Below are 13972 nucleotides of genomic sequence, written 5' to 3' on the forward strand. Positions count from 1 at the left end.
AAACACATAGAACACATAGAAACACATAGAACACATAGGGAATTCGGTTTCCTCTATGTGGTCTATGTCAGTCTATGTGCCTATGTGATGAAAAAATTATTTGAAAAAAGCCTTCCGGAGTTCTTCAATCTGATTTTCATTAATTGGAAAGAGGCTTCCGAGTGCTTTGCCGTAGATAAGTGATTTTGCGCTGAATTCGGCGACCTCAAGCCTGTCAAATGTTTGAAGAAGCTGATCGCCTGTTACGAGCACCGAGTCATTTTCAATGATGACAGCGGGAGTGGTCGAAGAAATAATTCCGGGTATATCTTCTTTCCCGGTAAAATGGGAGCCGAAAGGGACCATTGGAACGTCCTGCAGAAAAATCCAGCTTTCGGGTATCGTTCTCACTTCAAATTTTTTTCCGGTTACGCCAAATGCCATAAGGTTAGGCGATTGTGTAAGAATAATGGAATTGATGTGCGGGTTCCGGCGGTAAATTTCCTGATGGAGCCAAACTGAGCGGGAAGGGAGCTTACCGGGCTCGCGTTTACCGTCACGAATCTGAACGATATCATTTCGCTGAATGTCCCACCGGAGTTTATCGGTGGGAGTTATCAGGAAATCATTTCCGCGCCAGCGGGTAGAAACTGTCCCGTAGGAGCTGATCATGAGGCCCTGTTCGCAGGCCCGCTGAACAATTTTCACAATCTGTTCCCTTTTTTCACGTTCATCTGAAGGATATTCCGCCTTCTCCAGTTCGGGTTGCAGACGTGGAATCTGCGCTTCAAATTCTTCAATCTGATGATCGGAAAGATAGCGGGGTTCACCGATAGTTTTTCCTTTGATAATAGTACGGGCACAAAACTCAAGTGTTTCAAACCGTTCAAATGCATCCGATAGATCTTTGCCTCCGACAACAGTTCCATGGTTTTCGAGAATAACGGAATTATAGCCCTGTCCAATAATATCGGCTATTTTTTCTCCCAGCTCTTCACTTCCGGGGAGTGCATAAGGGACAAATCCTACCGGACCGCAGATGTGTTTAGCCTGGGGGATAACGTTCGTATCGGGAATTTGATGTACAATACTGAAGGCAACCAGTGCAGGAGGATGAGCATGAACTATGGCCTTCAGATCTGGCCGGGCTGCAAAATGGCTCGATGAAACGGATATTCCGAAGAGGGTTTGTGACGGCCGATGATTTTTCCTTCCCGGGTAATGCACATAATATCACTTGGCCGGAGAGAGCCTTTGTCTATAGCTGAAGGAGTAATCCATATATTACCGTCATCATCAATAACCGAAATGTTCCCGCCTGAGGTTGTTGTTAGGCCACGTTTGTATATTCTGCTGATAATCAAGACAATCTGATCACGTGGGTGCATCAGTTGCGTATCAAGAATTTGTGCCATAGAGGTGGATTTTAAGATGCCGCAAAGTTATGATAATCGGTTAAACCACATATACCATATTTTTCAGTCTAAAAACGTGGTCCGGTTTGATTATTCTTGTTACAAAAATGTATCTTCGTCATCGATTTACTGTTGAAAGCATGAATTCTATGAGAAAATTTCTTGTTCCCCTGGCAATGATTCTTTTTTTCACAGGCTGCTCTGCTCCCGGACCTGATGCAAAAAAAGTGGATGATTTTTGTGAATATGTAGTTAAACTTCTCCGGGAAAATAACCGGCAGGAGTTCTTGAAATTATATATGACTGAGCAGGAAAGCCTGATGTTTTTGCAGGCTGTGGCTATGGATGAACAGCAGCGCGAAAAGAACCTGCAGGAATTCTTTGCTTCTGTAAGGCAAGGTGATTATAATCTGAACACCAGGGCTATCTGGTTTGATAATCTGAGGAAGGATGTAGGGGAGGAGTTTTTGAAGAATTGTTATATCAAAAGTTACTTGAAAACGAGGGTTCAGGAAAGGGATGATTTTAAGTTAGCTTCTCCGGTTGTAATACTTGAATCAGAAAAACGAAGGGAAAAACTTCTTGTGGGAAATCTGGTGTTTTTTGACGGGCGCTGGCGCATTCTCAAAGGCCCATGGTGGATGGACTAATTCTTCAATGAAGGAAACACCATGTCGGTTACGTTGTCCTGGTCGGAAAAGATAGAAAAGCAGTTCTTTACCGAAGATTCCGTTTCGAAGGATTCATGTATAGGTACAAACGGGAAGGATTGACAGATCCCTGTTGACGTAAGTCTTTCACATCCATCATTATCTGTCCTTTGTAATAACCTTTGATTTTCCCTTTTTCGGCAAAATTCCAATCTTGATCGTAGGTTCCGGCCGGAATGCCGGAAATGTTGATGGTATAATTGGCTTCCTTCTTATTAATGGTAACCAGTCCTCCGGGCCCTGTCAGATAAGCAGACTGATCAGGCAATGCAATGCCACTGGCCGCAAAGAAGAGAAAAGGGAAAAGGCCGCGGCTGTCGCTGGAACTAATACTTCTGCCGGCATAATCGCCGCCCAGTTCGTTAGTGTTCTGGTCTACAACAGCAAGCAAAAGAGCCGCTGTATCGGACCCTTTTACATGAAGGAATTCAAACTGGTACATGTCCAATTCTGCATTGGTTTCGCTGTTGGTCAGGATAATTTTGGTTACGTAAGCCTCGGTAATGGCGTAACTTTTTCCCTGGAAGGAAAAAATATTGGAAGGTTCTTCATCTTTCTTGCATCCATTGGCAAACATGACAATCAATGCAAGTAATGTTAAAGAGGTAAGAAAATTTTTCATGCTGCAGGGTTTAAGTATGTAAATATAATGAAAAATCCTCACTTTGGAGTAAACTGACAGATAAAATTGAAGGGATTACGCTATAAAAGATACTAGTTATTTGAAGCTTAGGTAAATATATGCAGATTGTTGTATCTTTTCGTCATGTATGATGTAAAAAAATACCATTCCCGGGAAAGAAAATCATATGATAAATTATTCCCGGACCTTTCTGATTCTGCAGTGTTTCGTCACGAACCTTCAGGAGGTATCCTTTTTTATGCTCCCCTTTCCCTTGAGGAGCCCCTTGGATTGCAGGAAGCATTTGTTGTTTCCCTTTGTGACGGTTGTAATTCCATTTCAGCGATAAAGGATCAGTTGAAGATAAAATTCGGGCTAACGCAGGAAGAAGCGGATAGTAAGACTTATGAAATACTTGGGAAAGCAATCAATACTGGAGCGATTGAACTGATGGAAGTCCCAAAAAAGGAGAGAAAAAGGAAATTCGGGGATACCCTTCTTCAGAAGTCATTTCCACTGAGCCCTCCCAGGAATGTAATCTGGTATGTAACCAAAAAATGCAATCTTCACTGCCAGCATTGTTTTCTGGAAGGAGGCACAAAGGCGCTACGGGAGTTATCAGAAAAGGAGGCGAAAAAACTGATTGATGAGCTTGGAAATTTGCGCATACTGTATCTGTCCATGTCGGGAGGCGAGCCTTTTTTGCGCGAAGACCTGTTCGAACTTATTGACCATGCCTCTTCTTATGGCATGCGGGTTGATATAGCCTCCAACGGAACCCTGATTGACAAAGAAACGGTCAGACGCCTTGTCCGCAGTCATGTATTTCAGGTACAGGTGAGCATTGATGGTTCAGAACAGGTTCATAATTTGTTTCGTGAAAACTGCAGGGCCTACAAAGCCTCAGCAAAAGCTGTGCGCAGGATGCTGGATGAAGGAATCATGGTGAGTATCAGTCATACTGTCAGAAAAGGTTTGGTCAGTGAGGCGGAAAAGGTTATCGATTGGGCTGTTGCCATGCAATGTGCCGGAGTAAAAATCATTCCTTTTTACCCTGTTGGGAGGGGGAAGAAGGTAGCTGCGCAATATGTTCTGACAAAAGAAGATATTTCCCAACTGTATGCTATGATTGAAGAAAAACGAAAGGCTGTCCCCCTTGGATTTCAGATATATACAGAGATGGGTTACATGAAGGCACCGGCTGGTTCAAATAATAAGGGTAATTTTATGTACTGTCCTGCCGGTAAGGAAACGCTGGCGGTCTATCCTGACGGAACTTTATACCCCTGTCCTTTTCTCACCGGTTTTGCTGTTGGAAAATGGCCGGAGGATTCACTGGAAAATGTGTGGTTCCATTCGCCGGATTTGGCCCTGCTGCGCAGGTTTAATGCGGAAGAGGTTGACGGAAAATGCGGGCAATGCCTGTACAAAACTTTATGCGGTGGAGGGTGCCGGGCTTTTGCCCACTACTTCGGATCTGCAATAGACAGCTTTGATCCGTATTGTATGGCTTCGGAAGAGAAGGAAATCGATGCACAGGATAATTTTTCGGTGTAAGTTGTCAGAAATTTTTCAGTAAGAAGGTGAAAGCGAACAAAAAAACCCGCTTCCACAGCGGGTTTTTTAATTTTATGCTGGTTGCCCTGCCAGGGCTCGAACCTGGACTTTTCTGATCCAGAGTCAGACGTGTTGCCAATTACACCACAGGGCAAAGCGGGTGCAAAATTAACCAATAAGAATGAATTTGCAAAATGCTGTCAATCATTTCCGGAAATGCTTATCTTAGCTGATGTCTTAGGACATTTACCCATGGAGGCGAATTTCATATCGGACAACGGTATGGGGATAAACTGGAAGCGGAAGGTTATTTTCTTTCTTCTTTTTTTGCTTGCCGGGTTTATGCAGAATGAGCTGAATGCGCAAAGCTTCAGACTGGAAAGACCGCGCATCAGAAATTTTCCTTCCTCGGTTTATGGGGCCGATAAACAAAACTGGAGCATCAGCCAGGATGGAAAAGGAAGAATGTATTTCGCCAACAACAAAGGATTGGTTGAATTTAACGGGTCGGTATGGAAAACATTTCCGTTTCCTGCAGGAACCATTGTCCGGTCTGTTCTGTGCGATTCAACAGGGCGTATTTATGCAGGTTCTTTTGAAGAATTCGGATACTGGGAGAAAACAAATGACGGGAAAATGAAATACATTTCCCTGGTTCCCCAGCTTAAAAATTATCAATTTCATAATGAAGAAATCTGGAATATTGTTTCCTGGAAAGGTATTGTATATTTTCAATCATTTTCAGTGATTTTTGCCTGGGATGGAACCACTGTTGAACCTGTATTTCCTCCGGGTTTTATAACATGCTTCACCGGAATCAATTCGCAACTTCTTCTGGTAATTGCCGATCACGGACTTTTTCAACTTTCGGGCAGGAACATCGCACCCGTTGACACCTCGGATTTTTTCAGAAATACGGAGATAAGGGTCCTGCTGTCTTATGACCGGAACAATATGCTGGTGGCCACAGCCAATAAAGGTATCTATTTGTACGAATCATCAGGGAAACTTGTTCCCTGGTTTCAGAAACAATGGTCGCTGATAGGCAATGCCGTTATCAACCGGGGTACGGTTACCCGCGACAGTGTGTTCATCCTTGGTACAATTCTGGAAGGCGCTTATGCTTTTACAAGGGAGGGTAATCTTCTGTTTCATATCACACGAGAGAACGGAATACAGAACAATACGGTGTTGTCGGCTTTTACTGACCAGGACAATAATGTCTGGCTTGGTTTGGATAATGGCATTGATCTGGTTATTCTTTCAGGTCCTGTATCATTTTCCTTTGATCCTTCGGGGAAATTGGGATCTGTTTATGCTATTGCCATCCATGAGGGTTATCTGTATGCGGGCACAAACCAGGGCATTTTCTGTTCTCCTTTTAATGTTTCAGGAGATATTCTGCAGCCAGTTTTCCGTCTTATACCCGGAAGCCAGGGACAGGTGTGGTCGTTTCATGCATCAAACTCCCAGCTTCTTTGCGGGCATAATGAAGGAACGTTTGAAGTTTACCCCGACAGGATCGTTAAAATCTCTCCGGTAACCGGCGGATTTTCTTTTACAAACTTCCGCTCAGGAGCAGATAACTACCTGATTCAGAGCACATATACTGATCTGGTTGTTTATGCCGAAAAGAACCAGAAATGGATATTCCGTAATACTGTCAGCGGGTTCCGTCATCCGATCCGGCAAATTATGACCGATCAAAACGGAAATATATGGGCATGCCACCTTCAGCGTGGTTTGTTCAAAGTAAGATTATCACCTGACCTGGCGACAGCTGAGAAGGTTCTCTTTTACGGGAAGCAGAAAGGACTTGAAAGTGATTACGGTATCCGGATGGCTCTTTTTGAAAACCACCTTGTTTTTCTGAACGAAGGACGTGTTTATTCATACAACGATCTTCTGGATAGCATGGTGCTGTTTGATTTTATTCATCAACAACTGAAGCCGGATTACCGCACCAGACAAATACTTACAGCCGGGGAACACACCTATTTTTTTGTAACAGATAATTCAATCGATGTGTTTAAGGTTCAAAAGGGAAATCTTATCGCTACGGGTTCCTATCCGACCGAGCTTTTTGACAATAAACTGGTCAGGAATTTTGAGTTCGTTTATCCGTGCGGTTCGGATACCTGGATGACTGGGCTGGAGAATGGACTTGCTCTCTTTGCAGACCGTAAAGATGAGATGGTTAAAGGGAAAAAAACTGCCAGTATTGAAATGGCTGAGTCTTTTGGCAGGAAAGATTCGGCGCAGCATCCCTTAACCGAAGGAACCGGAGAACCAGTTATGATTCCGTTTTCTCAGAACAGCATTGTTTTTCACTTTTCATGCCCCATGTACACATCCGAGCCTTATTTTCTCATCAAGCTCGACGGGATGGATAAGGAATGGATAAGTACCGAATTACCGTATGTGCGTTATGAGCGACTTCCCTGGGGGAAATATGTCTTCCATGTGAAGGCAGTGGCATCAGGAGGAGAATTTTCGGACGAAAGCATTTTTACCTTCATTGTTCGTCGCCCATGGTACTGGTCTACCTTATCAAAGATCATATATGGATTGATTTTGCTTACGTTTGTTTACCTCTCCAGAATCTATGTAAAAAGGCGTCTGGAAAATCAGGCGCGTAAATTACGGATTGAAAAAGAAAGGGAAATGATACGGCTCCGCAACGAAAAACTGGAAGCGGAGGTTCACTATAAAAGCCTGCAACTGGCCAATACTACATACTCTATTATTAAGAAGAATGAACTACTGATGGAACTCAAGCGGTTGCTCGGGCAAATGAAAAAGCCTGCAGAACAGGGCTTTTCAACGCAGTCTCGCAATGTGCTCAGATTGCTTGACCGCAATATAACCGATGAAGAAGACTGGAAGGTGTTCGAAAGCAATTTTGAGCAGGCGCATGAAGAATTTCTGAAAAGAATCAAGAAACAGTATCCTGATTTAACCCCGGGAGACCTGAAGCTTTGTGCCTTCATCCGAATGAATCTTTCCTCCAAGAAAATAGCCGCTCTGCTTGGCATAACTACCCGAGGGGTGGAAAATCACAGGTACAGGCTGCGGAAAAAACTTAATCTGGATCGCGATGTGAACCTTACAGACTACCTGATGCAATTCTGAATTTTTTTCCGTTTCCCGTCCATAAACTGTTATCACAAAATCCAAATAATCAATTATTTATTAACTCATGGTGTAGTAATGATGAGGTGCATGCCGCAAATCATCATGGCATGGTGTATTTTATGTGAAGGTTTCTTTGGCTAATCCCTCTCATTGCTGATGTATCTTTAACCTGCTTTCTTTTACGAAGCAGTATTTCTGTATCAAAACCATATACCTGCTACCTATGAAAAGATCTGGTTTGATTCGTAAAGCGTGTTTTTTCCTGTTTGTTTTCCTGTTCAGCAGTACAGGGATTCTTTTGGCTCAGGAGAGGGTTCTGAGCGGCGTTGTCCGTGATGCGGAAACAAAGGAACCTCTGCCGGGGGCCAATGTAATAATTAAAGGTACGACAAGAGGTACCATCACCGATCTGAACGGAAATTTTTCTCTTCGGCTTCAATCGGGCGATGAGGTACTGGTTGTATCCTTTGTGGGATATAATAACAAGGAGATACAACCAGGTTCGCAACAATTCGTTGAGGTTTTGCTCGAAACCGAAAAAGTTGCTCTTGGAGAAATCGTTGTGATCGGGTATGGCACTGTGAGAAAGAGCGATCTTACTGGTTCCGTAAGCTCTGTGAAAGCGGAGGAAATGACCCGCATCACCGCTTCAAATCCTGTTCAGGGGCTGATGGGCAAAGTGGCCGGTGTACAGGTAACCAACACCTCAGGTGCACCGGGTGCTGCCCCTGTGGTGCGCGTAAGAGGAGTCGGTACTTTTAACAATTCTTCGCCCATTTATGTGGTTGATGGAGTTATTCTTGATGATATTTCATTTCTGAATGCTTCTGATATAGCTTCAACTGAAGTGTTGAAAGATGCCTCAGCAACCGCCATTTATGGTTCCCGCGGTGCAAACGGGGTCATTATTATCACTACCCGCAGTGGCAGTCTGACCAAAGGGAAGACGGTGTTTTCCTATTCGGGGGAATACAATCTTCAGATGCTGGCCAAGAAAATAGACCTTTTGAATGGAAGGGAGTTTGCTATTATTTCAAACGAAATCAGGCCGGGAAGCTTTAATAATGTGGATGCGGTGCCGAATACCGACTGGCAGGATCTTATTTTCCATACGGCACCCATGCACAACCATCAGTTTTCAGCCTCTGGGTCCACTGAAAACATGCAGTTTTATTTCGGAGTAGGGTATTTCAACCAGCAGGGTATTATCGACAAATCATCCTATGAAAGGCTTACCATTAAACTGAATAACACCTATCAGCTGAGCAAGGGTATAAAACTGGGAAATAATCTGACCATTGCCCCGCATAAAGAGCAGATAGCTCCCAATGTAACTTATTCGGCGTACAGGGCCCAGCCTGTTCTTGTACCCTATTATCCCGACGGAAGTTTCGGTGTAGTTTACAATGTGGGAAATCCGCTGGCTGATCTGAAATATTCGAATAACTACAACAAGGGAATCAGAGGTGTGGGCAACTTCTTTGCCGAAGCTACCCTTTTGAAACATTTTACACTCAAAAGTAGTTTTGGTCTGGATGCATCCTATAATAAAGCGGTGTCTTTCACACCTGAATTCACTGTATATAACCCTGATGGAACAGCTTCGCAGCAGCAGAATGTTGGCAGTGATCTTTACAAAGGTACAGGGGACTTCCTCGGATGGCTATGGGAAAATACCCTAAACTACAGTCAGACGTTTGGAAAACACACACTGGATGCCGTAGCAGGTTATACCATGCAGGACAATTCGTCGGAAAGCTACGGGATATCGGGTCAGAATATTTTAAGGGACGGACGGGATTTCTGGTATCTCCAGCCATCTTACCTCACCAATACCATCAATCAATTCAGAAATTCAGTCGATCCGAACCAATATTATTCCATGATTTCGTATCTGTTTCGGGTCAATTATACTTATGACGGGAAATATATTTTCACAACCACGTTCCGCCGGGATGGATCGTCGAAGTTTGCACCCGGCAACCGGTTTTCCAACTTCCCGTCGTTTGCTGCCGGCTGGAACATTACACGGGAGAAATTCATGGAAGCATTCCCCTTCGTGAGCAATCTCAAGCTCAGGGCAAGCTGGGGTATTATTGGAAACGATAAAATCATTTATACCGACAGGTTCTCAACCGTAAATGCCAATCTGGTAAGTGTTTTTGGTGTCAATCCGACTGCATGGCCGGCAGCTACTTATAGCAAAAGCGGAAATCCTGACCTGAAATGGGAAAGCACCTATCAAACCGATATAGGGCTTGAAACGGGTTTTTTCCAGAACAAACTTACAGCCGAGTTTGATTTTTATAACAAGGTAACAAAGGATATCCTTGTAGAACTTTCCACTCCCGGGTATCTTGGAAACGGTCAGGGCCAGAAGGTGCGTTTCAATGCGGCATCGGTACTCAACAGAGGGTTGGAATTTCAGGTTAACTGGAGAGAAAAGAAAAATGATTTTTCCTACAGTGTCGGATTGCTGGGTTCCACTATTCACAATGAAGTACTGAAAATTGGCGGAAATGTTGGCATCGATTCCGTACTGATAGGTGGGTACCTGGGAAACGGAATTCCTGTTACGCAGAGCAGAGTTGGCCTGCCAATCGGCGCATTTTACGGATACAAAACCAACGGTATATTCCAGACGCCCGAAGAACTGGCTGCCTATCCGCACAGTTCACAGGCTGAGGTTGGCGATCTTCGTTTTGTGGATGTTAACCACGACAGCAAAATTGACGGGAACGACCGCACGTTCATAGGATCTCCCATTCCAACGTTCATCTATGGGTTTCACTTCGAGGCAGGATACAAAGACTTTGAGCTTTCACTTGATTTACAGGGCCAAACCGGAAATAAAATATTTAATGGCAAAGAGGTAGTACGTCCTGATCCCTATAATTTTGAAAAACATGTATTCAACCGTTGGACAGGGCCCGGCACAAGCAATACTGAACCCAGACCTTCGTTCGGAGGCTATAATTACTCCCCTTCCGACAGATTTGTTCAGGACGGTTCCTTTTTACGCCTGAGGAATATAACATTTTCGTATGCATTACCTTCCGGCCTGTCCGACAAGCTTCAGCTTTCGAAGGCTGTTCTTTATCTGAAAGGTACCAATCTGTATACTCTGACCAAATTCACCGGATATACTCCGGAGATTGGCAGTGAGGATGTTCTGTCAAACGGGATTGATAATGGTATCTACCCGGTTACTGCTGTTTATTCATTTGGTTTGAATATCACTTTTTAGTATAAGAATATGAAAGCATATCATTTTTATCTGCTATTTCTGGCAATAATAGCAAGCGGGTGTGAAGACTTTCTGGACAAAGAACTTCAGGGTTCTCTTACCCAGTCTACTTTCCCTGTTACCAGGGAGGATGCTTTGTTAGCCACCAATGCTGTTTATGCGAGTGTGCGCAGTTGGTATTACAATTCAGGGGGGTATCCCATTCTGGACATTATGTCGGATGATGCCCATAAGGGAAGCAATCCCAATGACCAGCTTGCTACGGTTGGCCCGTATGACAATTTCAATATTACCCCTACCCAGGATGGGCTTGATCGCTGGTGGGCTACGCTTTACGAAGGCATAAAAATGGCGAATGTCGTAATTGAAAAGGTACCTTCCATTCAGATGGATACCATATTGCGCAACCGTTATGTTGCCGAAGCCCGTTTCCTGAGGGCCCTGTTTTATTTTGATGCAGTGAGAGCCTGGGGCGGAGTACCCCTGGTGACAACCCTTAATCCTCCGTTGAAACTGCAGAGGGCCTCTTCCGATCAGGTTTATGAGCAGGTTCTTTCGGATCTGCACTATGCCCTGGCCAACCTGAAGGAAAAAAGTGAGCTTAAAGATCAGGACCAGGGAAGGGCTACCAAAGGTGCTGCCAGAGCTTTGCTGGCAAAGGTGTATCTTTTCCGGCATGATTATGTGAATGCCGAAAAATATGCCCTGGAGGTAATTCATTCCGGCGAATACGATCTGGAACCTGTATTTATTGATGCTAACGGCGTAAACGGGGAAAATGGTCCTGAATCAGTTTTTGAAATCGGAGCCCTTCAGATTGAAGGATATGAAAACGGAGGCAATCAGTATGCCAACACGCAGGGTGTGCGGGGAACACCAAACCGGGGATGGGGTTTCAACCGCCCTTCCGAAGATTTGCGCAATTCATTTGAAGCCGGTGACCCAAGGCTGGAAGGAACCATCATTGATCTGGGGCAGGTAATTGATGGCGTTCTCATTCTGGGTGACGGAACGACGCCTGATGTAACCAAAGACGATCAGGGTAATATTATTGAACGGGAATGTTATAACCGGAAGGTGTGGGTTCCCGGAACAACTACCGTTACCCAATGGGGCCACCACCGGAGACTGATCCGCTATGCCGACGTACTGCTGATGGCTGCTGAAGCCCTGAATGAAAATAATAAGCCCGATCAGGCACTCGTTTACCTTAACAAGGTGAGAGAAAGAGCCCGGCAGGGTAACAATTCCATTCTTCCCGATATTACCGTAATACAGAAAGACCAGCTGCGTGACATCATTCTGAATGAGCGGCGTCACGAACTGGCCCTGGAAGGGCACCGTTTCTGGGATCTTGTCCGTACAGGTAAGGCGCCTGAAATCCTCGGCCCTTTAGGCTTTGTGGCAGGAAGAAATGAGCTGTTGCCCATTCCGCAAAACGAAATTGATATTTCCCAGGGTACCCTGGAACAAAATCCGAATTATTAATTCCCTAATGTTCAATTAAAACCATCAGACTATGAAAACGAAAACTGCTTTTATCAGTGTCTTGCTCACGTTTGTGATGGCTCTCTTCATCATAAACAGTTGCAGCAAGGATGAACCGGTTCCTCTGAAGCTGGTATCGCTTACAGCGGGAAATATTGACCTTAACGGGGCTACTTCGCCGAACAATGTGCCGGTGAATCCTGTCATCACAGCCACATTCAATACAAATGTGGATCCTGCCACTGCCACAAGCTCCACCATCACCCTTGTCCAGAATTATGATGGTGCCAACATTGAGCTGAATATTTCTGTGAATGGCAAGACAGTTACAATAAGTCCGAAGTCGGATCTGGGTCATGGTGCTTTGTACCAGCTGACTATTACAGAAGGGCTGAAATCCAAAGACGGTGAACCGCTGGTTTCCCTCACCCGGTCATTTACCACCGAAGGAACGTTTGTGCCTTCCGGCCAGGTTGCTCACTGGGGTTTTGAAAACAATGCCAACGATGATGTTGGTACATGGAACGCCTCAGCCAACGGTATTGTTGATATAACCTATGTCGATTCGCGCAATGCTGCTGCCGGAAAAGCCGCCTCTTTCAACGGCACTACAAGTATTATTGAAATTCCCAACGGAGACCAGCTTATCAATACCCATGATTTCACTATCAGCTTCTGGGTTAAAACCAACTCAGCCGACAAAACCAGCGGTCATTTTGTGCTTGGTTTAGGTGCTTTCTATGGAATTCAGTACGAAATTTTCGGGGGATATGACGGAGCCAAATTTGCCATCCGTTACGAGCTGGCTGACGGATCTACTACTTCGGAAGATATGTGGTTCCCCGCCAATGCTACCGATAATACCAACGGTGGATGGCAGGGCTGGGATTTTGCCAAACCTGTTCCTGCAGACCAGATGGTTGCTATGCTGAAAGATACCTGGCTCCATGTAGTTTATACCTATAACAGCACCGAAAAGAAAGGAACCCTTTATTACAACGGTGAAAAAATGAAGAGCTTTGATTTCGACCTGTGGCCCGACAATGATCCGAAACGAACGGTGGTTGGCCTCAAATACGGCGGTGTAGCCCCTGAAGTAGTGAATGAGCTTGCTTTCGGATTCATTCAGTCAAGAGCAGGGACACTCTGGGATGGCGAAAGCTGGGGCGGTTATGATTTCCCCGGAGCCAATCACTTTAAAGGCTTGCTTGACGATGTGCGGATTTTCCACAAAGCACTTACAGCAACCGAAATTAATCTGATGTACAACTCAGAAAAACCATAAGCTTTTTTAAAGAGAGGTTTCAGGGTATTTTCCCCTGAGACCTCTTTTCTTTTCCTTTTTTCAGCCCGCATCGGTTTTCAGAGGAGATAACCGGCAACCTTTAAAGAAATATCCATGAAGACTAACACGAACATTTTACTGGTTGTTTTAATTGCCTTTCTTGCCTTTTCGTGCAAGAAAGAAAAGCCAGATAACGGGCCTGACGGAAGTATTCTTCAGCTGGCACGGGTGAGGGTGGGAAGCGTTGTCCTTTCCTTGCAGACAGTGGTATCAAATGTTCCCGTTGACAAAAACATTTTTGTTGAATTCAGTAGTCCGGTTGACACTGCTTCGGCCCGGAGCGGCATACATCTTACCTTGCAGGACGGTACGCCGGTGCCATGTGAAGTAAGTTTTCTCGATGCTTTTAAAACCGTTGTATTAATTCCGGGTACACCTCTCCGGAACAATACCCCCTATAGACTGAGCATTGCAAAAACCATTAAAGGATCTGATGGATCAGCTTTTCCTGGTGTGGAGTATTCTTTTACCACC

The 13972-nt window shown here is 44.7% G+C and carries 8 protein-coding genes, 1 tRNA gene and 1 pseudogene; 7 read left to right on the forward strand and 3 right to left on the reverse strand.

All coding sequences use genetic code 11. The features are described 5' to 3' along the window. Window positions 1-96 precede the first annotated feature (96 nt). Window positions 97-1394: pseudogene (locus GX419_04295) on the reverse strand (class II aldolase/adducin family protein). 149 nt (window positions 1395-1543) lie between these two features. On the opposite strand from GX419_04295, the gene GX419_04300 reads away from it, so the two are divergent. Beyond that, a complete protein-coding gene (locus GX419_04300) occupies window positions 1544-2044 on the forward strand; it encodes a hypothetical protein (GenBank protein NLI23910.1) in 501 nt (166 codons plus the stop codon). Between the two features lie 67 nt (window positions 2045-2111). On the opposite strand, the gene GX419_04305 is transcribed toward GX419_04300, so the two are convergent. After that, window positions 2112-2726 (reverse strand): hypothetical protein, encoded by a 615-nt coding sequence (locus GX419_04305; protein NLI23911.1) that lies wholly within the window; start codon window positions 2724-2726, stop codon window positions 2112-2114. Window positions 2727-2870: 144 nt separating this feature from the next. Between GX419_04305 and GX419_04310 the strand changes: the two genes are divergently transcribed. After that, window positions 2871-4283 (forward strand): radical SAM protein, encoded by a 1413-nt coding sequence (locus tag GX419_04310; GenBank protein NLI23912.1) that lies wholly within the window; start codon window positions 2871-2873, stop codon window positions 4281-4283. Window positions 4284-4361: 78 nt separating this feature from the next. Here GX419_04310 and GX419_04315 read toward each other — a convergent pair. Next, a tRNA-Gln gene (locus GX419_04315) sits at window positions 4362-4437 on the reverse strand. 62 nt (window positions 4438-4499) lie between these two features. Between GX419_04315 and GX419_04320 the strand changes: the two genes are divergently transcribed. The 5 genes from GX419_04320 to GX419_04340 form a co-directional block, all read left to right on the forward strand. After that, window positions 4500-7415, forward strand: coding sequence for a hypothetical protein (locus tag GX419_04320; protein NLI23913.1), 2916 nt, complete (start codon window positions 4500-4502; stop codon window positions 7413-7415). A 226-nt stretch (window positions 7416-7641) separates the two neighbouring features. Continuing rightward, window positions 7642-10665 carry a TonB-dependent receptor gene (locus GX419_04325; GenBank protein ID NLI23914.1) on the forward strand — a complete coding sequence of 1008 codons (3024 nt, stop codon included), beginning with the start codon at window positions 7642-7644 and terminating at the stop codon, window positions 10663-10665. Window positions 10666-10674: 9 nt separating this feature from the next. Continuing rightward, a complete protein-coding gene (locus GX419_04330) occupies window positions 10675-12153 on the forward strand; it encodes a RagB/SusD family nutrient uptake outer membrane protein (protein ID NLI23915.1) in 1479 nt (492 codons plus the stop codon). 31 nt (window positions 12154-12184) lie between these two features. Continuing rightward, window positions 12185-13438, forward strand: a complete 1254-nt coding sequence (locus tag GX419_04335) for a hypothetical protein (GenBank protein ID NLI23916.1) — start codon at window positions 12185-12187, stop codon at window positions 13436-13438. Window positions 13439-13552: 114 nt separating this feature from the next. Then, window positions 13553-13972 (forward strand): Ig-like domain-containing protein (locus GX419_04340; protein ID NLI23917.1); only part of this gene is annotated, 420 nt, incomplete at its 3' end.

This window comes from Bacteroidales bacterium, assembly GCA_012517825.1.
In the GTDB taxonomy this organism is placed as follows: domain Bacteria; phylum Bacteroidota; class Bacteroidia; order Bacteroidales; family JAAYUG01; genus JAAYUG01.